Here is a 19,602-nt window from a genome sequence, read left to right on the forward strand (position 1 = left end):
GAGCGACTACGGTGTGGAATGGGTACGGAAACCGGGTTCCGCAAAACGAATCAGTTCGCGCGCGGCGCGCGCGCGGTGGTCGGCCTCGCTGACCCCGGCCGGGCGCTTGATCAGCCCGAAATCGGCCATCGCATAGGTGAGCGCACCGGCGAGGAAATCCAGGCGCCAGTACAGCTCTTCCTTGCTCAGGCCCGGCACGCAGGCAGCGATGGCCTTGCCGAACTCGCGCAGCACATGCCCGTAGTGGTCGGACAGGAACTTGCGCAGGTTGTCGTTCTTTTCGGCGTAGGCGCGTGCGATCACCCGCACGAACGCGCCGCCGCTCTGGCGGTCCTGCGCCATTGCCAGGGCCGGCTCGACGAAGGCCGCCAGCACCGCGGTGAGCTCGCCCGGCTGTGACTTCCTGGCCGCCTCCAGTTGCTGCAGGCGCGCGGCGGTCATCTCGTCCATGCGGCGACGGAACACCTCGTTGACCAGGTTTTCCTTGGACCCGAAGTGGTAATTGACCGCCGCGATATTGACGTCGGCCTGGGTGGTCAGCTGGCGCAGCGAGGTTCCCGCGAAGCCATGCTGGGCGAACAGCTCCTCGGCCGCGCCGAGGATGCGGTCCTTGGTGGAGAAGTGGGCGGGCTTGGGCATGCGCGGGGCGGAACTCAATCAAACGATTGTTTGAGTCTACGGGCTGGACGCTGCAGCGGTCATGCGGCAACGCAGCACGATTCAGGGGGCGGTGTGCAAATGCAGCGACGAAGGGATAGAATTGACCATCGCAAAGAAGCCTAAGCCCGCGTTTTGACGCGGGTTTTTTTCATGATAACCTCGGGCCTTCAGTGGCCCGCCCAACGGAGATCCTCCCATGGCGCTGGAGCGCACCCTGTCCATCATCAAGCCCGACGCCGTTGCCAAGAACGTCATCGGCGAAATCTACAGCCGTTTCGAGAAGGCCGGCCTGAAGATCGTGGCGTCCAAGTACAAGCAGCTGTCGCGTCGCGAAGCCGAAGGCTTCTATGCCGTGCACCGCGAGCGTCCGTTCTTCAACGCGCTGGTCGAGTTCATGATCTCCGGCCCGGTGATGATCCAGGCGCTGGAAGGCGAGAACGCCGTTGCCGCACACCGTGACCTGCTGGGCGCGACCAATCCCAAGGACGCTGCGCCGGGCACCATCCGCGCCGACTTCGCCGACTCGATCGATGCCAATGCCGCCCACGGCTCGGATTCGGTCGAGAACGCTGCCAACGAAGTCGCGTATTTCTTTGCCGCCACCGAAGTGGTCTCGCGCTGAGGCCGAGAGAGTCGAATCGTGAATGAGGTCGTGATCCCCTCCGTGCTGCAGGACGTTCCCGTCCGTACCCCGGAACTGCGCAAGCAGAACCTGCTCGACCTCGACCGCGAGGGACTGGAGCGCTTCTTCGCCGACACGCTCGGCGAAGCGCGCTACCGTGCCCATCAGGTGATGAAGTGGATCCACCATCGCTACGTCACCGATTTCGACCAGATGACGGACCTCGGCAAGGCGCTGCGTGCGAAGTTGCACCAGCACGCCGAGGTCCTCGTCCCGAATGTCGTGTTCGACAAGCCGTCCACCGACGGGACCCACAAGTGGCTGCTGGCCATGGGTACCGACGGCAAGAACGCGATCGAAACCGTCTACATCCCCGACAAGGGCCGCGGCACGCTGTGTGTGTCGTCCCAGGTCGGCTGCGGTCTGAACTGCACCTTCTGTTCGACTGCCACCCAGGGCTTCAACCGTAACCTCACCACCGCCGAGATCGTCGGGCAGGTGTGGGTGGCGGCGCGCCATCTGGGCAACGTGCCGCACCAGCAGCGCCGCCTCACCAATGTAGTGATGATGGGCATGGGCGAGCCGCTGATGAATTTTGACAACGTCGTGCGCGCGATGAGCGTGATGCGCGACGACCTGGGCTACGGCCTGGCCAGCAAGCGGGTGACGCTGTCGACCTCCGGCCTGGTGCCGATGATCGACCGGCTCTCGACCGAAAGCGATGTCTCGCTGGCGGTCTCGCTGCATGCGGCCAACGACACGCTGCGCGAAAGCCTGGTGCCGTTGAACAAGAAATACCCGATCGCCGAGCTGATGGAATCCTGCGCGCGTTATCTGCGCGGCAACAAGAAGCGCGATTCGGTCACCTTCGAATACACCTTGATGAAAGGCATCAACGACCAGCCCGAGCATGCGCGCCAGCTGGCCAGGTTGATGCGTCAGTTCGACAATGCGGTGCAGTCCAAGGACGCCGGCAAGGTCAACCTGATTCCGTTCAATCCATTCCCGGGCACGCGTTACGAGCGCTCGGGCGAGACCGAGATCCGCGCGTTTCAGAAGATCCTGCTCGACGCACAAGTGCTGACGATGGTCCGGCGGACCCGTGGCGACGATATCGACGCCGCCTGCGGGCAGCTCAAGGGGCAGGTCATGGACCGCACCCGTCGTCAGGCGGATTTCCTGCGCACCCTGGAAGGGCAGGCCGGTCGAGATGCGGCAGCGTGATCTAGCAGCCATGGCGGCTGTGGCGATCGCACTGTGCGCGGTCGGCTGCGGTGGTCGCAATGCCAAGGCCGGCTCGGTCCAGACGGTCGAGGAGGTCGCGCAGGTGCATTCGTTCCGCGACAGCACCGCGACAAAGAATCGTCTGGCGGTGCAGGAGAAGCTGGGCCTGGCCAATAACCGGCTGCAGACAGGCGACTACGTCGCTGCCGAAGAGCAGGTCCGTGCAGCCTTGAAGAAAGATCCCCAGTCGGTGGATGCCATTGGTCTGCTGGCGCTGATTCAAGGCGCCAAGGGCGATGTTGCCGGCTCCGGTGCGTCATACCGCCGGGCCGCGGAGCTTGCGCCGCAGCGCGGCGATGTCCTGAACAATTACGGCGCGTGGTTGTGCGCGAACGGCTCGCCGGCCGAATCGCTGATCTGGTTCGATCGCGCCCTGACCGACAGAAACTACGCATCGCCAGCCTCCGCGTTGGGCAATGCAGGTGGCTGCGCACTCAAGGCCGGGCAGCCGCAGCGGGCGGTCGGCGACTTGCGCAAGGCGCTGGAACTGGATCCGCGGAATCCATACGCACTCGAGTCGATGGCGCGCTCCGAGGTAACCAATCGCAATTATTTCGAAGCGCGTGCGTTTATTGAACGACGGCTTGCGGCTGCACCGGCAACCGCTTCCGTGTTACAACTCGCCATTCAGATTGAGCAAGGGCTAGGCGACAAGGTAGCTGCCAGCCGTTATCAACAGCGGTTGGTCAAGGAATTTCCTGACGCAGCGACCGCTAACCCCGGGGCCAATGCATTGTGATCAGTGATTCCAATCCGAACCCTTTCGAGCAGGAAAAGGGCTGCGGACAGCATTTGCGCGATGCGCGCGAAGCGGCAGGTCTGAGCGTGGACGAAGTCGCCGGCAAGCTGCGCATGCCGGCGCATGTGGTGCGCTCGCTGGAGCAGGAAGACTGGCAACGCCTGGGTGCGCCGGTCTTCGTGCGCGGTCAGTTGCGCAGCTATGCGCGCTTGCTGCATGTGGACCTAGAGCCGCTGCTGCAGCAGGCGGCGATTGCGCCGATCGAGCCGGTCAAGCTGGTCAGCCACACGCATACGCCGCGGGCACGGCGCATCCTGGAAAGCACGGCGCGCAAGGCGATGTATGTGGTGATCACCGGTGTGTTCGCGGTGCCGGTGTGGTACGCAACCCGTTCGCATCTGGATGGCAAGGCGCCCAGCACGGTGTCGCTGGACAGCATGCCGGAAGCGCCCGGGACCGGCACCCCGGCCAACGCTGTCACGCAGCCGGCCAGTGCGCCGCGCGAGCAGCCGGCGCCTTACATTGCGTCGATGACGCCGGTGCCACGGGCCGCGCCCGAGGTCGAGACCCCTGCAGTGTCGGCCGCCAGTGGCGGCAGTTTGTCGTTGAGTTTCAGCGGCGACAGCTGGGTGCAGATTCTGGCACCGGATGGCAGCGCGGTCGAAAAGGCACTGGTGCGTGCCGGCGAGCGTCGCAGTTATTCGCCAGGGCAGGTGGGTCGCATCGTGCTGGGTAATGCGTCGGCGGTAGAGGTTCAGCAAGGCGGCAGTATCGTCGATGTGAAACCGTTCCAGCGCGCTAACGTGGCCCGTTTTGCGGTATCCTCCGACGGCTCCGTGGTACCTGCTTCCGAGTGAAGCGGACTGCGGTTTTTCATTTTTCCCTATTGATGTTCCGCGCCTCCGGGATGACGGAGCGAGAGTACGCATGGCGATCGACGATCTGCTGGACGAACACGAACAAGGCGAACGCGTTCGTTCCTGGTTGAGAAAGAATGGCGCAGGGCTGGTAGGCGGCGTCGTTGTGGGCCTGGCCCTGATCCTGGGCTGGCAGTGGTGGCAGAAGCACACCGCCACCCAGTCGGTGGAAGCCAATACCCGTTACGAGGCGGTGGTCAAGTCCATCCAGGGCAAGGACCTGGACAAGGCGGCCAAGGACATCGTGGCGCTCGATGACGGCAAGGGCGGTGTCTACGCCGAACTGGCTGCATTGCGTCTGGCCAAGGCCCAGGTGGATGCCGGCAAGCATGCCGAAGCGATCAAGACCCTGCGCGACGTGCCGGCCGAAGGCGAGCTCAAGCAGATCGTGCAGCAGCGCCTGGCGCGTGTGTTGACCGAAAGCGGCAAGCCGGACGAAGCGATCAAGCTGCTGGCCGATGCGCAGGACCACACCAGCCTGGAGATCCGCGCCGATGCGCTGGTCGTGCAGGGCAAGCCGGACGAAGCGCGTGCGCTCTACGCCAAGGCCCTGACCACGGTGGACGTGGCCTCGCCGCAGCGCCGTTTGCTGGAAACCAAGCTGATGGATGTGGGCGGCAAGGTGCCCGATCCGGCGGAGCAGATTTGATGAAGCAGGTTGATATGTACAAGCGCATTGCATTGATCGCCCTGATGGGCGTGTCGCTGGCTGGTTGCAGCACCATCAAGGGCTGGTTTGCCGGGAAGGACGCTGCTGCCAAGAAGGCGCAGGAACCTGCCGAGCTGGTCAAGTTCGAGCCGTCGGTCAAGGTCGACAAGATCTGGTCCACCGGCGTGGGCAAGGGCGAAGGCCATATCGGCGTGCGCCAGCGTCCGGCGGTGGCCGATGGCAAGGTGTACGCCGCGGCGATTACCGGCGGCGTGCAGGCGCTGGACCTGCAGACCGGCAAGCGCGTGTGGGAATACAAGCCCAAGAAGGAAGAGCGTAACGACCGCAAGTTCAAGCAGCGCCTGTCCGGCGGCCCCGGCGTCGGCGAAGGCCTGGTGGTGATCGGTACCCTGTCTGGCGACGTGATTGCCTTGAACCAGGCCGATGGCACCGAAAAATGGCGTGCCAAGGTGCCGAACGAAGTCATCGCCGCACCGGCGATTGCACAGAACCTGGTGTTGGTGCGCAGCAACGATGGTCGCGTCAGCGCCTTCGACGCGGCCACCGGCGAGCGTCGCTGGTTCCATGCCGAAGAAGGCCCGACCCTGTCGGTGCGCGGCAATGCGCCGATCGTGACCGGCCCGGGCGTGCTGTTCGTCGGCAACGACAGCGGCACCTTGAGCGCCCTGGCGCTGCAGGACGGCCGCCCGTTGTGGGAACAGGCGATCGGCGTGCCGGAAGGCCGCACCGAGCTGGAGCGCATGGCCGATGTGGACGGCGCCCCGGTGCTCGATGGCACCACGCTGTATGCGACCAGCTTCAAGAACGAAACCCTCGCACTGGAAGGCCCGAGCGGCCGTCCGCTGTGGACGCGCGATCACGGCGGCGCCGGTGGCGTTGGCGTGTCTTCGGCGGTGGTGGTGGTCTCCGACAACGCCGGCTCGGTGTGGGGCCTGGACAAGAGCAGCGGTGCGGCAATGTGGTCGCAGGCTGCGCTGGCGCGTCGCTCCCTGACCGGCGTAGCTATCCAGGGCGATTACGCTGTGGTCGGCGATTACAAGGGCTATCTGCACTGGCTGAAACTCAGCGACGGTGCACTGGCCGCGCGCGCTCGCGCTGGACGCGACACGCTGCTGGCGCAGCCGATCGTCGTGGACGGCATTCTGTTGGTACAAAACACCGATGGCGATATCACCGCCTTTCGGTTGGCACAATAAGGACTTCGCGATGCTGCCCCTGGTCGCCCTGGTCGGACGGCCCAATGTCGGCAAGTCCACCATCTTCAATGCGCTGACGCGCACCCGTGACGCGCTGGTCCACGACCAGCCCGGCGTCACCCGCGACCGTAACTACGGGGTCTGTCGTCTCGACGAGGAACGCCCGTTCATCGTCGTCGATACCGGCGGTATTGCCGGTGACGAGGAAGGCCTGGCCGGCGCCACCGCGCGGCAGGCCCGCGCCGCTGCCGGCGAGGCCGATCTGGTGCTGTTCGTGGTCGACGGCCGCGAAGGCGCCTCCTCGCTGGACGACGAGATCCTGGCCTGGCTGCGCAAGCTGGCGCGGCCGACCGTGCTGGTCATCAACAAGATCGACGGCACCGATGAGGAAACCGTGCGCTCGGAATTCGCGCGCTACGGGTTCTCCGATGTGGTGGCGTTGTCTGCCGCACATCGGCAGGGCATCGACGAACTGCTCGAGGAAGTCGGCGCACGTCTGCCCGAGGAAGGTGCCGGCGAGTTGCTGGATACCGACCCGGCGCGTGTGCGCATCGCCTTCGTCGGCCGCCCGAACGTGGGCAAGTCGACGCTGGTCAATCGCCTGCTCGGCGAAGAACGCATGATTGCCTCGGAAGTGCCGGGCACCACGCGCGATTCGATCGCCGTGGACATGGACCGCGACGGGCGCCAGTACCGATTGATCGATACGGCCGGCCTGCGTCGCCGCGGCAAGGTCGAGGAGGCGGTGGAGAAGTTCAGCGCGTTCAAGACGCTGCAGGCGATCGAGCAATGCCAGGTTGCGGTGCTGATGCTCGATGCCGGCGAAGGCGTCACCGACCAGGACGCGACCATTCTGGGCGCCATCCTGGACGCTGGCCGCGCCCTGGTGGTGGCGATCAACAAGTGGGACGGGCAGAGCGACTACCAGCGTGCGCAGGCCGAAGACCTGCTGGCGCGCAAGCTGGGCTTTGTCAGCTGGGCCGAGGCGGTGCGGATTTCCGCGCTGCACGGCTCGGGCATGCGCGAGCTGTTCCAGGCGATTCACCGTGCACATGCGTCGGCCACGCACGAATTCAGCACCAGCGAAGTCAACCAGGCGCTGGAAATCGCCTACGAGACCAATCCGCCGCCGAGCATCCGTGGCCACGTCTCCAAGCTGCGTTACGTGCATCCGGGTGGCGCCAATCCGCCGACTTTCATCGTGCACGGCACGCGCCTGAAGGTGCTGCCGGAGTCCTACAAGCGCTATCTGGAAAACTTCTTCCGCAAGCGCTTCAAGCTGGTCGGCACGCCGGTGCGTTTCATCTTCCGCGAAGGTGCCAATCCGTACGAGGGCAAGAAGAACACGCTCACCGAACGGCAGGTGGCGCGCAAAAGGCGGTTGATGAAGCACGTCAAGGGCAAGTAAGCAGGGAACGGCCCGTGCCTGGCCAATGATCATCAGATGGAGTGGCCACAGCGCCTGCACCTGCCGTGGTCCAGTGCCGCGAGCTACGCCAGGAAGGTGCAGTGATTCCTTCTGGCATCTGCACTGGCAGTGCCTGGCATTCTGAGTCGTCGTGGTGCACTGTTATCCTGCGTGCCATGACCGACTATCCCTCCCGCATTCCCTATGCACAGGCGCTGCAGATCCTGCAGGCCGTCGCTGCCAACAGCCGTCCGCCCGACGAGAACATCGCCACCTCGCGTGCCGACGGGCGGATCAGCGCTGCCGATCTGATCGCACCGATCGCGTTGCCGCCCTTCGCCAACAGCGCGATGGACGGCTTCGCGTTGCGGCATGCCGATGTCGCTGGCGGCGATGCGTCGTTGCAACTGGTCGGCGAGCAATTCGCTGGCGAGCGCTGGACCGGAACGCTGGGCGCCGGCCAATGCCTGCGCATCACCACCGGTGCGCCGCTGCCCGATGGTGCCGATACGGTGATCCCGAAAGAGGATGCGCAGGAACGCGATGGCGTGGTGCGTTTCCATAGCATGCCTGCGCCGGGTGCGGCGGTGCGCCAGGCTGGCAGTGACGTGCGCGCGGGCGATCTGGTGGTGCAGAGTGGCCAGGTGTTGACGCCTGCCCGGATCGGACTGGCGGCTGCGCTCGGTCTGTCGCGGCTTGCGGTGGCGCCGCGGCCGACCATTGCGGTGCTGGCCACCGGCGATGAACTGGTGGAGCCGGGCATGCCGTTGGGACCAGGACAGATCTACAACAGCAACCGCGACATGCTGATGGCGCAGCTGCGGGCACTGGGCTACGCGCCGACCGCATGGCCGACCCTGCCGGACGATCCGCAGCGCATCCGCACCATGCTGGAGGACGCGGCTGCGGCGTTCGATGTGGTGATCACCTGCGGCGGCGTGTCGGCTGGCGAAAAGGATTACCTGCCGCGCCTGATCCAGGAGCTGGGGCGGATCCATTTCTGGCGTGTGCGCATGCGCCCGGGCATGCCGGCGGTACTGGGCCAGATCGGGCGCTGCCTGGTGCTGGGTCTGCCAGGCAATCCGGTCTCGGTGCTGGCGACGCTGATCGCCTACGGCGTGCCGCTGCTGGATGGCCTGCAGGGACGTAGCGAGCCGCGCCCGCTGTGGCATGCGGCCCTGGCCAGTCCGTGGGAAAAACGCCACGAGCGCCTGGAGTTCCTGCGCGGGCGGCTGGAGTGCGGCGAAGACGGGCGTCTGACGGCGTTGCCGCATCGTGGCGATGCATCGCACCTGCTGCGTGGCGCGGCCGACAGCAATGCCTTGATCGTGTTGCCCGAGCAGGCACGGCGCTTCGAGGCGGGCGAGAGCGTGCGGGTGATTCCTTACGCGCTTTGAGCGTTTGGTACAGCACGCGCGACAAACAGCAGGGGCCGCGCTCGCCGTCAGGCGGGCGCTATCGGATGCAGGCCGGTCCTGAACGCCGACGGTGCGTGACGTGATGGCAGCCACGGAGGGCGCACGCAGTGGCGCACTGCCCCGTCCACGTCACGCGCAGGAACGTGGCGGCCTGATGCGAAGCGACAACCAGCGCCGATCGGTCGCGCTCAGCCGACGGCGCTGCCGCAGAAGGCGGCGTAATCGGCATATCCGGTGAATGCGACACCGGGAGCACACACCGGGCAATGCGGGTCGGGCGGCAGCCGGATTTCGCGAAAGCGCATTGCCAGCGCATCGAAGCTGAGCAGGCGCCCGGTGAGGGTATCGCCGATGCCCAGCAGCAACTTGATCGCCTCGGTGGCCTGCAGCAATCCGATCACCCCGGGCAGCACGCCCAGCACGCCGGCCTCGGCGCAGCTTGGCGCAAATTCGGGCGGTGGCGGCTCGGGAAACAGGCAGCGATAGCACGGTGCATGGCCGCGCTTGCGGCCGGCATCGAACACGCTCAATTGCCCTTCGAACTGCTGTACCGCGCCGTAGACCAGCGGTTTGCCGAGTTTGACGCAGGCATCGTTGAGCAGATAGCGCGCAGGAAAATTGTCGGCGCCGTCGACCACGACATCCACGTCCTTCAGCAGGGCTTCGACATTGCCGGCAGTCACGCGTGCCTGCAGCGCTTCGACCTGCACGCGTGGATTGAGCGCGGCAATGCGTTGCGCGGCCGAGCTGACCTTGGCAACGCCGACGCTGTCTTCCACATGCAGGATCTGGCGCTGCAGATTGCTGCGGTCCACCACATCGTCATCGGCGATCCGCAGGTGGCCGACCCCGGCGGCAGCGAGATAGAACGCCGCCGGCGAGCCGAGCCCACCTGCACCGACCAGCAACACGCGCGAACGCGCCAGACGCTGCTGGCCTTCCAGACCGACCTGTGGCAGGCGCAGATGGCGCGAATAGCGCTCGAGAAAATCCTGTTCGTCCGGCGGCAGGGTAGGGCGCACTAAGGGAAGGCCGGCGCTGGTCCATGCGGCGGTGCCACCGAGTACCGAAGACACCTGCGTATAGCCTTGCGCGCGCAAGATCTCCGCCGTGTGTGCCGAGCGCTTGCCGCTCTGGCAGATCAGCACGATCTCGCGCGCCTGCTCCGACAGATGCTGTGCGGGTGCGGTTTCCAGATCGTGTTGCGCAATCGCCAACGCGCCTTCGGCCTGGCCGCCGGCACGCTCGTGCAACTGCCGGATGTCGATCAGCAAGGCGCCTTGCAGAGCGCGCATGCGGGCATTTGCAGGGGAGATGTCGTGGCTGCTCATGGCGCCATTGTCGCGCAAACACAGGCGATGCGATGCACAGACTGCCATGTTGGCATCAGGCTCACCAGCACGGCGGTAGCGTGGGCACACAAGGAGACCCCCAATGACCCCCGATATCGACGCGCAATTGAAACAACTTGCCGATGCATTGCCTGATATTCGTCGCCAGCATCCGGACGATTTCTGGGATGTATTCCACGCACGTGCAGAGAAGATCACCGCTGCCGCAGAGTCGCAGGAGCAGGCGGCGCAAATCGTCAAACGCATCGACGAAATCCTGTCGGCGCATCAGCTCGGACCTGCGGATCCCGGTGCCTGACCCGGCGGGCCTCGCTTTACGGGCAGTCTTGCAAGTGCGCATTCGCGGTCCTGAATGCTGAGTATTCCAAGTCAGCCGGACGGCTCGAGCCATGGTCCTTCGAAACAGGAGCTGGTTGCTCAGTGTGCCAGCACCGTCCGAAGTCACCCAACACGGACGCCATGCCACCTTCACTCCATGTGAAGCGCACTGCGGTGCAGCACGGTTTCCTCTCCAGCTTTCGACGCCGGTACGACGATCGGGTCACGCGACGAGGTCCAGCATGCAGGCACACCTTCTGGCTGGAGATCCATATGGAAGTACGTCACCCGATGTTTGCGGCGCTGACCCTGTGTCTAGGCATCACCGCCGCTGCGCATGCGCAGAACGCAACGCAGGCCGGCATGCCCGCCACTGCCCAGCAACAGGCGGGCACTAATTCCCCGAGCGCGAAGGAGCGTGAGGCGCTAGGCACCCTGAGCGCCATCAACACCAGTGAAATCGGTGCGGCCAATCTCGCGCTGCAGAAGCAGGTGCAAGGTGGCGTGCGCGACTATGCGATGCAGATGGTCAAGGAGCATACCGACAACAATCAGAAGCTGGCCAAGTGGTCGCCGGACCTGTCTGCTGCCGCTGCCAAGGCGCAGATGAGCAAGGGCAAGACCGAACTGGCGATGTTGCAGAAGCTCGATACCAAGGCCTTCGAGGCTGCGTACGTCACGGCAATGGTCAAGGACCACACCGATGCGCTGGCGGCGCTGGACAAGCAACTGATTCCTGCGGCCAAGACGGCACAGGTGCTGGCGCATCTGCAGACCACGCGCAGCCATGTCGCCGAGCATCTGGCGGCTGCCAAGACGCTGCAGGCCAGCAGCAAGGGTGCTGGGCGCTGAGGCATGCCTGGCTTGCCGGCAATACCGGTTGCCGTTGTTGAAGACCCGATGCTGCGGATACGTCGCCTGATCATCCGGGCCGAGCCGCACCAGATCCTGGATGCGTGGTGCGATGCCAATGTGCAGCGACGCATCCTGCGTGGAGTGGCGGAGCTGGTCGCTGGCGATGGGCATGCATCGCGCTGGGCGCCGCAGGCCACCTGGTGCCGGCGCGGTATTGTCGGGTTGCAGCGTGGTGAGGCGCGCCTGGGTGAATCGGTGCGTTACCAGGTTGATGGCGGTCGCGGCCTGCAGCTGGGCGTGTTGCTGCATGTGCAGACTGCGCCTGGATGCGAGGGCAGTTGTGTCACGTTGAGCCTGCAGGGTGCAGATGAGCGAGAGCGCGCTGGGCCATCGGTCGAGCGCATGCAGCGTGTCCGGCATCTGTGGATGGGCAAGGCGTTACGGCGCCTGCGTGACGGTATGGACGTGTGAGATCGCGTCCGCTCGTCCGCACCTTGTCGATGGACTTCGAATGCCTGGCCCCGATTGCAGTTGCTACGGGCGGCCAGGTTTTGAGGGTTCAGTCGGATGGGGTACTTGCGTCGACCACCCCGGGGATCGGTTCGGCATTGCCGAAGTGCGGCCGCAAGGCATCCACTCCGTGCTGCGGCCTGGCCACCGGGGTCAGGTCCTGGCGATTGGCGCGACGTTGCGCGGTAGAGAACGTGGCCAGCTTGTCGCGCTGATCGATCAGCGGTTGCTGCACCTCGCCATCGCGATTGAACGACCAGGCCAGCATCGGCTCGCCCAGCGGCAATGCATCGCCCGCGGCGGTGCCGTTGCGCGAGTGCCAGGTGTGCCAGGTCTTGCCATAGCTGTTGAGCTTGCTGCGCATCAGTTCTTTCTCCGCAACCAGCGGCAGGTTGGGCGCGGATAGCTGGCCCGACAGGATTTCGCCATTGTGCGGATGCCAGAAGCTGCGCTCGTGCTCTGGCAACTGTGCGAACAGTTGTTCGGAAATGATGTACTCGATACCGGTGAGGTTGGCCTGATCGGTGTTGCCGTCGTAGAGCGCGCATTGCGCCAGGTCTTCATTGACCTGATGGCAGTAGTGATGCGCTTCCATCTGTACATCCGGTGCGTCTTTCATCGGATGGAAACCCACCAGGTAGATGTCGAGCTTGCCGACCGGCCCGGTCGGTTGCAGGACCCTGGCGCCGGCTTCCAGCACATTGGTCTTGGCGCTTTCAGGCGCGCCCGGCGGGGTAACCGAAGGCGGGCTGCGCGAGCAGCCGGCGCACAGCAGGGCAATCCAGAGCGCGGACTGTCGCATGCGATCTCCAACAATGAGTGGTGGGGCCAGCCTACGGAGGCTGATGGTTTGCGAGGCGTGAGCGCGTGCGCAGATATCCAACGGAGCTTCACCTCGCTTGAGCATCTGCTTAATGCCATGGCGGCGATGCTGCGCAGCTACGCATGCCTGGTCGCTCACCCATGTCCGCCACCGCCCGCAAGATCGCGACATTCAACGTCAATGGCATCACTAGCCGGCTGCCGCATCTGCTGGAATGGCTACAGCGCGAGCAACCGGACATCGTCGGCTTGCAGGATTTGAAAGCCACGCAGGACGCCTTTCCGGAACAGGCGATCCGCGATGCCGGCTATGGCGTGATCTGGCAAGGCGAGAAGTCGTGGAACGGTGTGGCATTGCTGGCGCACGGCGCCGATCCGGTGGAAATCCGTCGCGGGCTGCCGTGGGACTGCGGCGATACGCAGAGCCGTTATCTGGAGGCTGCAATTCACGGGGTGGTGGTGGCCTGCCTGTATCTGCCCAATGGCAATCCGCAGCCCGGGCCGAAGTTCGACTACAAGCTGGCGTGGTTTCAACGCCTGATCCGGCACGCCAGGACGCTGGTGGACTTACCGCACCCGGTAGCACTGATCGGCGATTTCAACGTGGTGCCGACCGATGCCGACATCTACGACCCCAAGGGCTGGCGCAAGGATGCGTTGCTGCAGCCGGAGAGTCGCCAGGCGTACCAGACCCTGCTCGAGCAGGGCTGGACCGACAGCCTGCTTGCAGTGCATGGCGAAACGCCGATCTACACCTTCTGGGACTATTTTCGCCAGCATTTTGCGCGCGATCGTGGTTTGCGCATCGACCACCTGCTGCTCAACCGCACCCTGGCGCCTGGGCTGCAGGACGCCGGCGTGGACAAGTGGGTACGTGCACTGGAAAAGGCCAGCGATCATGCGCCGACCTGGATCAGCGTGCATGTGCCCGAAGCGGTAGTCGAGCCAGCAACGCAGGCCGAGGCCGTGCCCAGGCCACGAAAACGTGCCGTGGCGAAGGCAAGCCCGGCACGCACGTCCACGACGAAGAAAACGCCCAAGACCGCGGCGAAAAAGGCCGCAACGCGGTCTGCCGCCAGCAAGTCAATCGTACCCGCCAAGCCGCGCAAGCTGGCGAAGAAAAGCGCCAAATAACGCGGCAGCGCTAGCCGATACTGCCCGCGTGACGCGCCATCCGACGCTGCTTGATCCGGTGCAGCACATGCCCGGTGAGGGCGGTCAGCAGGATCAGCACGTTGCTGACGATAAACACGGCATTGCCGACCAGGTAGCTGTAGAGGATGAACAGCACCGAGGCGCTGATCTGGCCGATGAACAGCCAGCGCGAAACGCCCTGTGCCGCATCCGAGCGCCATTGCTTGTAGATCTGGCGGATCAAGGTGGCAATCAGGACGGCACTGGCGAGCCAGCCCACAAGGTCAACGAGTTGCATGCGGCATGAATACCGTGGGGGAACTGGGTGTCACTTTGCGATCTGCCGTGTAGGCGCTGCGTTCTAGCGGCTTCAAGCGACGTGCGCCCTGGTCGAGACGAGGGAATGCGTGCAGCAGGGTGCGGTGATGCCGCGATCGCTGCGCCTGTACCGGCCACGTCGGGGGCCGGTATCCTAGCCAGGTCATCCACCGGTCGACCGTGCCTTGCTCATGATCAGCTACGCCGACGCACTTGCGATTGTCCATCGGCAGATCGCCGTGCTTGCCGGCGAGTGGGTGGACAGTGCCGATGCCGAAGGGCGTGTGCTTGCGCAGGCGTTGTCGAGCCCGGCGGAGTTGCCGGCGTTCGACAACAGCGCGATGGATGGATTTGCGTTGGTCACCGCCGGCCGTGGCGCGATCGCCGGCAGCGAACATGTGATCGGTGGCAGCGTTGCCGCAGGCGAAGATGTAGGTGGCATTGCGGCGGGCAGCGCGTGGGAAATCATGACCGGCGCCGGTTTGCCCGCGGGCGCCGATGCCGTAGTGCCGATCGAGCAGGTGGACGTGCTGGCGCACGATGACGCGCGGCCCGGTCGCGTCCGGCTGCGCGCCGATATCCGCGCCGGTCAGCATATTCGTCGACGTGGGGAAGATGTGGCCTTGCACGACCGCGTGATCGAGGCCGGCACCGTCTTGCGCGCCGCACACCTGATGCTGCTGGCCGGGCTGGGCTGTGCGCGGGTGCAGGTGGTGCGGCGTCCGCGTGTGGCCTTGATTGCGACCGGCCGCGAGTTGATTGGCGATCCGGCGCAGCCGTTGCGGCCTGGCCAGATTCGCGATGGCACCAGCAGTTATCTGCTCAGCCAGCTGCGGGCAGCCGGTGCCGAACTGGTCTGGCATGGACAGGTGGGCGATGACGATGCCGGTTTCGATCTCGCGCTTGCACAGGCGCGAGATGCGGGCGCCGAGGTGATTCTGAGCACCGGTGCGGTGTCGCGCGGTCGCTACGATTTCGTGCCCGATGCCTTGGCACGGCATGGCGCGGCGGTGCTGTTCCACAAGGTTGCGGTGCGGCCGGGGAAGCCGGTGCTGCTGGCGCGCTTCGCAGACGGTGCGTTGTATGTCGGTTTGCCGGGCAATCCGATGGCCAGCGCTGCCGGGCTGCGCTTTTTCGTGGAGCCGGCGCTGCGCGGTTTGCTTGGCATGCCGGCCGAGCGCGGCGTGCAGGTTGCGCTGGAAACCGCGATGCAGGCACGACCGCTGTGGCGGCAACACCTGCGCGCACGTTTGACCTGCAGCGCTGCCGGAGTGCTCTGCGTGCAGATCCTGCCCCAGCAGGAGTCGTTCCGCGTGGCGCCGTTGTTGCAGGCCAATGCGTGGGCGGTACTGGAGCCGCAGGACGAAGGCGCCGCGCCCGGTACGACAGCGCAGGTGTTCGGGCTGGGCCATCTGCAGCCGGCTGCACCGGCGATCGCGCCGTGAGCCAGCACTTGCACGTCGTGCGATGCCGTGCCGGCGAGCAGGCGGCATGAACGCGAGGCCTGCATGGACGGGCGTGGTGCTGGCCGGCGGCCGTTCCTCGCGGATGGGGCAGGACAAGGCGCTGCTGCAGTGGCGCGGACGTCCATTGCTGGAGCACATGCAGGCGTTGCTGCGCGATGCCGGCGCACATAATGTGGTGATCAGCGGCGATCGCCCGGACTACGCCGGGATTGCCGACGCGCAGCCGGACCTGGGGCCGCTTGGTGGCCTGGCCAGCGTGATCAATCAGCTGGCCGATGCAACGACACTGGTGGTGGTGCCGGTCGACATGCCGCTGCTGTCCCGGTCATTGCTGGAGCGGCTGCTGGCGCCACCGCATCGGCGCTGCGTTACCTTTGAAGACCAGATGCTGCCGATGCGCCTGTCCGTGGATGGCGTGGTGCGTGAGGCGCTCACTGCGCTGATGGCCGGCCCCGGTTCGTCACGTTCGCTGCGCGCTCTGCAGGCTGCGCTGCAATGCCATCGCATCGCTGTCACCGCCAGCGAACGCGCCGCGTTCGTCAATTGCAATACGCCCGAGCAGTGGAGTCAGCTCATTCATGAAAATCCAGATTGAAGCTCAGCAGCTGCGCTTCCGCATCGACGAAGCCGAATTGGCCGATTTGCTTGCCGGACGCACGGTCGAGAATCTGAGCCGCTTGCCGAGCGGGCAGGGCGCGCGACTGCTGCGCCACAGCGTCAGCCTGAGCGACGGTGACGCGGCCTGCAATTGCACTGCGGAGCATTGGCAGTTGTCGGTGCCGCGCCATGCGCTGGAACAGCATGCACGGCAATTGCCCAGCCGCGAGGGATTGCGCTTCAGCTTCGATGCCGGTGCTGGCGATGCCGAACCGACGGCGTTGCAGGTGACCTTCGATATCGATGTGCGCGACAGTGCGCGCAAGCGCTTTCCGAAGGCCTGAAGTGTCATCAGCGCACACGCGCAGCGCTCACGCGTTGATTTCAAGCCCCGCAGCAATGCCGGGCACCCGATCGCAGGCCAGGCCGCGCGCCTGCAGCGCCGCTTCGATGGCCGCAGCATCGGCATCGCTGTAACCGGCGCCACTGCGCAACGCGACCACATGCAGGCCTTCTGTGGCCAGTTCCAGCACCAGATGCTGTTGGGCGTCGGCCTGCTGCGGCAAGGCGCGGCGTGCGGCATCGCGTCTTGCCAGTTCCAGTACCGCGTCGGGGATGTCGTCGCCGATCAGCAGGACGTCGGCCAGATTCATCGCACGCAGCGCCTTGATGGTGAGCAGGCCGGGATCGCCCGGGCCAGTGCCGACCAGTTGCACGCTGCCGCGCGCCGGCACCGCGCCGGCATCGTCCAGCGCCGCGATGAAGGCGCTTTCGGCTGCGTCGTCGTTGCCGGCCTGCAGCAGCAAGGGCACGTCGCCGTCGATGACGCGATCGAACCAGCGCCGGCGCCGGTTCATGTCGGGGAACTGGCTGCGGATGCGCTCGCGATGACGCGCGAACATGCCGGCGAAGCGGCCGACCGAGACATCCAGTTCGCGTTCCAGCCGTTCGCGCAGGCGGCGCGCCAGCATCGGTGCGGCACCGGCGGAGGAAATGGCGATGACCAGCGGGTCGCGATCCACGATGGCGGGCACCTGATAGGTCGACAACTCGGCATCGTCCACCACATTGACCAGGCGCCGACGCGCGCCGGCAGCAGCGGCGACGCGTTGATTCAACTCGCCATCGTCGGTGGCGGCGACCACCAGCCACACGTCGTCGATCCAGGCGGGATCGAACTCGCCGTCCAGTTGTTCGAAACGGCCAGCCTGCATCAGTTCCGCCAGTTCGGGCGAGAGCGCATGCGCATACAGGCGGATCTGCGCACCCGCCTTGAGCAGCGCCAGCACCTTGCGCGTGGCGACCTCGCCACCACCGATGACCAGCACGGCACGTGCTTGCAGGTTTGCGAACAGCGGGAACAACGGCATCAGACGTACTCCGAAAGGATGGCTCGCACCGACGGCATGTTGCATGGCACCATCAGGCCACGTCCACGCCTCGCTGCCGCCAATGCGTGTCTTGCTGGTCAACGATACCGAAAAGCCGATCGGCGAACTGCGTCAGGCACTGACGCGCGCCGGTTATACGGTGCTCGACGATGTAGCCTCGGTCGGTGCATTGCTGCACGCGGTACAGAGCCAGCAGCCGGATGTGGTGGTGATCGATGTCGACTCGCCCTCGCGCGATACCCTGGAGCAACTGTCGATGCTGCATGCACATGCGCCGCGGCCGGTGGTGATGTTTTCCGGCGATGGCGACGATGCGTTGATCCATGCGGCGGTCGGTGCCGGCGTCACCGCCTATGTGGTCGATGGCCTGGCGCCGGCGCGGCTGGCGCCGATCGTGCAGGTGGCGCTTGCGCGGTTTGCGCAGGAGAGCAGCATGCGCAAGCGCCTGGACGATGTGCAGCAGGCGCTGCAGGACCGCAAGCTGATTGATCGCGCCAAGGGCCTGCTGATGGAAAAACGCGGCCTGAGCGAGGCCGATGCCTACGCGGCGCTGCGCCAGCAGGCGATGAAGCAGGGCGTCAAACTGGCCGAAGTGGCGCGACGCATCGTGGCCATGGCCGAGTTGCTGGGATGAACACATGAGCCAAGCCGACCTCCCCGTATTGCGCGTGGCCTACATGCCGCTGATCGATTGCGCGCCCCTGGTCGCGGCGCAGCGGCTGGGCCTGGATCGCGTCCATGGGCTGCAGTTGGACTTGCAGCGGCAGGCCTCCTGGGCCGGCGTGCGCGACCGTCTGCTGGCCGGCGAGGTCGATGCGGCACATGTGCTGGCCAGCCTGGTGTATGCGATCGACCTGGGCATTGCCGGGCCGCAATGCCCGATGGCGCTGTTGATGACGCTCAATCACAACGGCCAGGCGATCACGCTGGCGCCTGCGCTTGCGCAGGCCCTGGAGGAGGGGCAGAACTTGCCGCAGGCGCTGGCCAGCCTGGGCCGCCGCGCCGTGTTTGCGCAGACCTTCCCGACCGGCACGCATGCGCTGTGGCTCTATTACTGGCTGGCGGCACGTGGCGTGGACCCGATGCGCGACGTGGAGGTGCTCAGCATCCCGCCACCGCAGATGCCGGACGCCCTGGCCAGTGGCTTGGTCGACGGCTATTGCTCCGGCGAGCCATGGGCTGCGGTTGCGCAGGCGCAGGGCAGCGGTCGCCGGGTAATCCGCAGTGGCGAGCTGTGGGCTGGCCATCCGGAAAAGGTGTTGGCCTGCCGACGCGAATTCGCCGCGCTGCAACCCGAGTTGAGCGAACGCCTGACCGCGTGCGTACTGGATGCCTGTCGCTGGCTGGATGCGGACCCGGCAAATCGGGCGCAGTGTGCGCAATGGCTGGCCGAGCCGCAGCATATCGGGGTATCGGCCGCGCATCTGGCCGCTTGCCTGGATGCCGATGCCGAAGCCGAGGCACATGCGAAGGATGTGACAGCGCTGGCCTTCCATGGCGATGGCGCGGTCAACATGCCGTGGCTGTCGGACGGTGAGTGGTTCCTGACCCAGTTCCAGCGCTGGGGCTGGCATGACATCCAGGAAGACGACATCGCGCGGCTGCGCGACATTCATCGACTGGACAACTATCGGCGCGCTGCCGCACGCGTGGGCGTGGTTTCCCCCGAGGACGACCACCGCAGCAACCGGTTGTTCGATACGCCCTGAGCCCGGATGCCGAGCGCATCAGGCGGTAAGTCAGGCTGGGGTGCGCTGGATGCATTGGATCTTGCGGACAGAAGCCGAGGCGACGGCAACGGCGCGAGGCATGTAGTCTGCGGCTTGGTTGCAGGGCCCTTGCCTGCCCACCATCGCAGGACACGCCGCAAGTACGTCCCTGTAGGCTCTTACGCGGCATCCATGCCGCGTAAGGTCCCGCGACGG

At 65.6% G+C, this 19,602-nt stretch carries 22 protein-coding genes; 17 read left to right on the forward strand and 5 right to left on the reverse strand.

Features of this window, described 5'->3' with window-relative positions:
• Nucleotides 1-6: 6 nt before the first annotated feature.
• Complete coding sequence (locus tag DGN21_RS09950; RefSeq protein WP_024940119.1) at nt 7-639, reverse strand: TetR/AcrR family transcriptional regulator; 633 nt, start codon at nt 637-639, stop codon at nt 7-9.
• Nucleotides 640-856: 217 nt separating this feature from the next.
• Between DGN21_RS09950 and ndk the strand changes: the two genes are divergently transcribed.
• From ndk to glp, 8 genes are all read left to right on the forward strand, one after another.
• A complete protein-coding gene (gene ndk / locus DGN21_RS09955; protein ID WP_024940120.1) occupies nt 857-1,282 on the forward strand; it encodes a nucleoside-diphosphate kinase in 426 nt (141 codons plus the stop codon).
• Between the two features lie 30 nt (nt 1,283-1,312).
• Nucleotides 1,313-2,506 carry a 23S rRNA (adenine(2503)-C(2))-methyltransferase RlmN gene (rlmN, locus tag DGN21_RS09960; RefSeq protein WP_226427823.1) on the forward strand — a complete coding sequence of 398 codons (1,194 nt, stop codon included), beginning with the start codon at nt 1,313-1,315 and terminating at the stop codon, nt 2,504-2,506.
• Between the two features lie 10 nt (nt 2,507-2,516).
• Nucleotides 2,517-3,305, forward strand: a complete 789-nt coding sequence (pilW, locus tag DGN21_RS09965; protein WP_065031392.1) for a type IV pilus biogenesis/stability protein PilW — start codon at nt 2,517-2,519, stop codon at nt 3,303-3,305.
• Complete coding sequence (locus DGN21_RS09970) at nt 3,302-4,162, forward strand: helix-turn-helix domain-containing protein (protein ID WP_184614491.1); 861 nt, start codon at nt 3,302-3,304, stop codon at nt 4,160-4,162. The genes pilW and DGN21_RS09970 overlap by 4 nt, the downstream gene beginning before the upstream one ends.
• A gap of 70 nt (nt 4,163-4,232) precedes the next feature.
• On the forward strand, nt 4,233-4,871 hold the full coding sequence (locus DGN21_RS09975) for a tetratricopeptide repeat protein (RefSeq protein ID WP_016904423.1): 639 nt from the start codon (nt 4,233-4,235) through the stop codon (nt 4,869-4,871).
• Nucleotides 4,871-6,088 carry an outer membrane protein assembly factor BamB gene (gene bamB / locus DGN21_RS09980; protein ID WP_184614493.1) on the forward strand — a complete coding sequence of 406 codons (1,218 nt, stop codon included), beginning with the start codon at nt 4,871-4,873 and terminating at the stop codon, nt 6,086-6,088. Before DGN21_RS09975 ends, bamB begins: the two co-directional genes overlap by 1 nt.
• Nucleotides 6,089-6,098: 10 nt before the next feature.
• A complete protein-coding gene (der, locus tag DGN21_RS09985; protein WP_024940126.1) occupies nt 6,099-7,496 on the forward strand; it encodes a ribosome biogenesis GTPase Der in 1,398 nt (465 codons plus the stop codon).
• A 176-nt stretch (nt 7,497-7,672) separates the two neighbouring features.
• Entirely contained in the window at nt 7,673-8,893 is a 1,221-nt protein-coding gene (gene glp, locus DGN21_RS09990) for a gephyrin-like molybdotransferase Glp (RefSeq protein WP_184614495.1), read from the forward strand.
• Nucleotides 8,894-9,102: 209 nt separating this feature from the next.
• On the opposite strand, the gene moeB is transcribed toward glp, so the two are convergent.
• Nucleotides 9,103-10,293 (reverse strand): molybdopterin-synthase adenylyltransferase MoeB, encoded by a 1,191-nt coding sequence (gene moeB / locus DGN21_RS09995; protein WP_345776755.1) that lies wholly within the window; start codon nt 10,291-10,293, stop codon nt 9,103-9,105.
• Nucleotides 10,294-10,348: 55 nt separating this feature from the next.
• Between moeB and DGN21_RS10000 the strand changes: the two genes are divergently transcribed.
• The 3 genes from DGN21_RS10000 to DGN21_RS10010 all read left to right on the forward strand — a co-directional run bounded on the left by DGN21_RS10000 (nt 10,349) and on the right by DGN21_RS10010 (nt 11,910).
• Nucleotides 10,349-10,564: a hypothetical protein gene (locus DGN21_RS10000; RefSeq protein WP_016904861.1), complete on the forward strand. Its 216-nt coding sequence runs from the start codon at nt 10,349-10,351 to the stop codon at nt 10,562-10,564.
• 293 nt (nt 10,565-10,857) lie between these two features.
• The gene (locus DGN21_RS10005; protein ID WP_126966718.1) at nt 10,858-11,436 is read left to right on the forward strand and encodes a DUF4142 domain-containing protein; all 579 of its coding nucleotides are present in this window, start codon (nt 10,858-10,860) and stop codon (nt 11,434-11,436) included.
• 48 nt (nt 11,437-11,484) lie between these two features.
• Nucleotides 11,485-11,910 (forward strand): hypothetical protein, encoded by a 426-nt coding sequence (locus tag DGN21_RS10010; RefSeq protein ID WP_126966719.1) that lies wholly within the window; start codon nt 11,485-11,487, stop codon nt 11,908-11,910.
• An 88-nt stretch (nt 11,911-11,998) separates the two neighbouring features.
• On the opposite strand, the gene DGN21_RS10015 is transcribed toward DGN21_RS10010, so the two are convergent.
• Nucleotides 11,999-12,751, reverse strand: a complete 753-nt coding sequence (locus DGN21_RS10015) for an OBAP family protein (RefSeq protein WP_126966720.1) — start codon at nt 12,749-12,751, stop codon at nt 11,999-12,001.
• A 161-nt stretch (nt 12,752-12,912) separates the two neighbouring features.
• Here DGN21_RS10015 and xth point away from each other — a divergent pair, with 161 nt between their 5' ends.
• Nucleotides 12,913-13,905, forward strand: a complete 993-nt coding sequence (xth, locus tag DGN21_RS10020; protein ID WP_215825217.1) for an exodeoxyribonuclease III — start codon at nt 12,913-12,915, stop codon at nt 13,903-13,905.
• Nucleotides 13,906-13,915: 10 nt separating this feature from the next.
• Here xth and DGN21_RS10025 read toward each other — a convergent pair whose 3' ends face one another.
• Entirely contained in the window at nt 13,916-14,203 is a 288-nt protein-coding gene (locus tag DGN21_RS10025) for a PQ-loop domain-containing transporter (protein ID WP_104606617.1), read from the reverse strand.
• A gap of 211 nt (nt 14,204-14,414) precedes the next feature.
• On the opposite strand from DGN21_RS10025, the gene DGN21_RS10030 reads away from it, so the two are divergent.
• The 3 genes from DGN21_RS10030 to DGN21_RS10040 are packed head-to-tail and all read left to right on the forward strand — an operon-like array spanning nt 14,415 to nt 16,630.
• Nucleotides 14,415-15,668 (forward strand): molybdopterin molybdotransferase MoeA, encoded by a 1,254-nt coding sequence (locus tag DGN21_RS10030; protein WP_160954738.1) that lies wholly within the window; start codon nt 14,415-14,417, stop codon nt 15,666-15,668.
• Between the two features lie 46 nt (nt 15,669-15,714).
• Nucleotides 15,715-16,284, forward strand: a complete 570-nt coding sequence (locus DGN21_RS10035) for a molybdenum cofactor guanylyltransferase (protein ID WP_054592682.1) — start codon at nt 15,715-15,717, stop codon at nt 16,282-16,284.
• Nucleotides 16,268-16,630 carry a hypothetical protein gene (locus tag DGN21_RS10040; RefSeq protein ID WP_160954737.1) on the forward strand — a complete coding sequence of 121 codons (363 nt, stop codon included), beginning with the start codon at nt 16,268-16,270 and terminating at the stop codon, nt 16,628-16,630. The genes DGN21_RS10035 and DGN21_RS10040 overlap by 17 nt, the downstream gene beginning before the upstream one ends.
• A gap of 27 nt (nt 16,631-16,657) precedes the next feature.
• Here the strand turns inward: DGN21_RS10040 and DGN21_RS10045 are convergent, their stop codons facing one another.
• The gene (locus tag DGN21_RS10045) at nt 16,658-17,656 is read right to left on the reverse strand and encodes an NAD(P)-dependent oxidoreductase (protein ID WP_160954736.1); all 999 of its coding nucleotides are present in this window, start codon (nt 17,654-17,656) and stop codon (nt 16,658-16,660) included.
• A gap of 82 nt (nt 17,657-17,738) precedes the next feature.
• On the opposite strand from DGN21_RS10045, the gene DGN21_RS10050 reads away from it, so the two are divergent.
• Both DGN21_RS10050 and DGN21_RS10055 read left to right on the forward strand, forming a co-directional pair.
• Complete coding sequence (locus DGN21_RS10050; protein ID WP_024940396.1) at nt 17,739-18,311, forward strand: ANTAR domain-containing protein; 573 nt, start codon at nt 17,739-17,741, stop codon at nt 18,309-18,311.
• Nucleotides 18,312-18,315: 4 nt separating this feature from the next.
• Nucleotides 18,316-19,386 (forward strand): CmpA/NrtA family ABC transporter substrate-binding protein, encoded by a 1,071-nt coding sequence (locus DGN21_RS10055; protein ID WP_160954735.1) that lies wholly within the window; start codon nt 18,316-18,318, stop codon nt 19,384-19,386.
• Nucleotides 19,387-19,602: the final 216 nt, after the last annotated feature.

This window comes from Xanthomonas sp. MLO165, from assembly GCF_018831305.1.
GTDB lineage: Bacteria > Pseudomonadota > Gammaproteobacteria > Xanthomonadales > Xanthomonadaceae > Xanthomonas > Xanthomonas arboricola.

Bases quoted from the DNA above. Each gene is read 5' to 3' on its own strand.
- DGN21_RS09950 (WP_024940119.1), bottom strand. From the start codon at position 639: ATGCCCAAGCCCGCCCACTTCTCCACCAAGGACCGCATCCTCGGCGCG.
- ndk (WP_024940120.1), top strand. From the start codon at position 857: ATGGCGCTGGAGCGCACCCTGTCCATCATCAAGCCCGACGCCGTTGCC.
- pilW (WP_065031392.1), top strand. From the start codon at position 2,517: ATGGCGGCTGTGGCGATCGCACTGTGCGCGGTCGGCTGCGGTGGTCGC.
- DGN21_RS09975 (WP_016904423.1), top strand. From the start codon at position 4,233: ATGGCGATCGACGATCTGCTGGACGAACACGAACAAGGCGAACGCGTT.
- bamB (WP_184614493.1), top strand. From the start codon at position 4,871: ATGAAGCAGGTTGATATGTACAAGCGCATTGCATTGATCGCCCTGATG.
- der (WP_024940126.1), top strand. From the start codon at position 6,099: ATGCTGCCCCTGGTCGCCCTGGTCGGACGGCCCAATGTCGGCAAGTCC.
- glp (WP_184614495.1), top strand. From the start codon at position 7,673: ATGACCGACTATCCCTCCCGCATTCCCTATGCACAGGCGCTGCAGATC.
- moeB (WP_345776755.1), bottom strand. From the start codon at position 10,293: ATGGCAGTCTGTGCATCGCATCGCCTGTGTTTGCGCGACAATGGCGCC.
- DGN21_RS10000 (WP_016904861.1), top strand. From the start codon at position 10,349: ATGACCCCCGATATCGACGCGCAATTGAAACAACTTGCCGATGCATTG.
- DGN21_RS10005 (WP_126966718.1), top strand. From the start codon at position 10,858: ATGGAAGTACGTCACCCGATGTTTGCGGCGCTGACCCTGTGTCTAGGC.
- DGN21_RS10010 (WP_126966719.1), top strand. From the start codon at position 11,485: ATGCTGCGGATACGTCGCCTGATCATCCGGGCCGAGCCGCACCAGATC.
- DGN21_RS10015 (WP_126966720.1), bottom strand. From the start codon at position 12,751: ATGCGACAGTCCGCGCTCTGGATTGCCCTGCTGTGCGCCGGCTGCTCG.
- xth (WP_215825217.1), top strand. From the start codon at position 12,913: ATGTCCGCCACCGCCCGCAAGATCGCGACATTCAACGTCAATGGCATC.
- DGN21_RS10025 (WP_104606617.1), bottom strand. From the start codon at position 14,203: ATGCAACTCGTTGACCTTGTGGGCTGGCTCGCCAGTGCCGTCCTGATT.
- DGN21_RS10030 (WP_160954738.1), top strand. From the start codon at position 14,415: ATGATCAGCTACGCCGACGCACTTGCGATTGTCCATCGGCAGATCGCC.
- DGN21_RS10035 (WP_054592682.1), top strand. From the start codon at position 15,715: ATGAACGCGAGGCCTGCATGGACGGGCGTGGTGCTGGCCGGCGGCCGT.
- DGN21_RS10040 (WP_160954737.1), top strand. From the start codon at position 16,268: ATGAAAATCCAGATTGAAGCTCAGCAGCTGCGCTTCCGCATCGACGAA.
- DGN21_RS10045 (WP_160954736.1), bottom strand. From the start codon at position 17,656: ATGCCGTTGTTCCCGCTGTTCGCAAACCTGCAAGCACGTGCCGTGCTG.
- DGN21_RS10050 (WP_024940396.1), top strand. From the start codon at position 17,739: ATGCGTGTCTTGCTGGTCAACGATACCGAAAAGCCGATCGGCGAACTG.
- DGN21_RS10055 (WP_160954735.1), top strand. From the start codon at position 18,316: ATGAGCCAAGCCGACCTCCCCGTATTGCGCGTGGCCTACATGCCGCTG.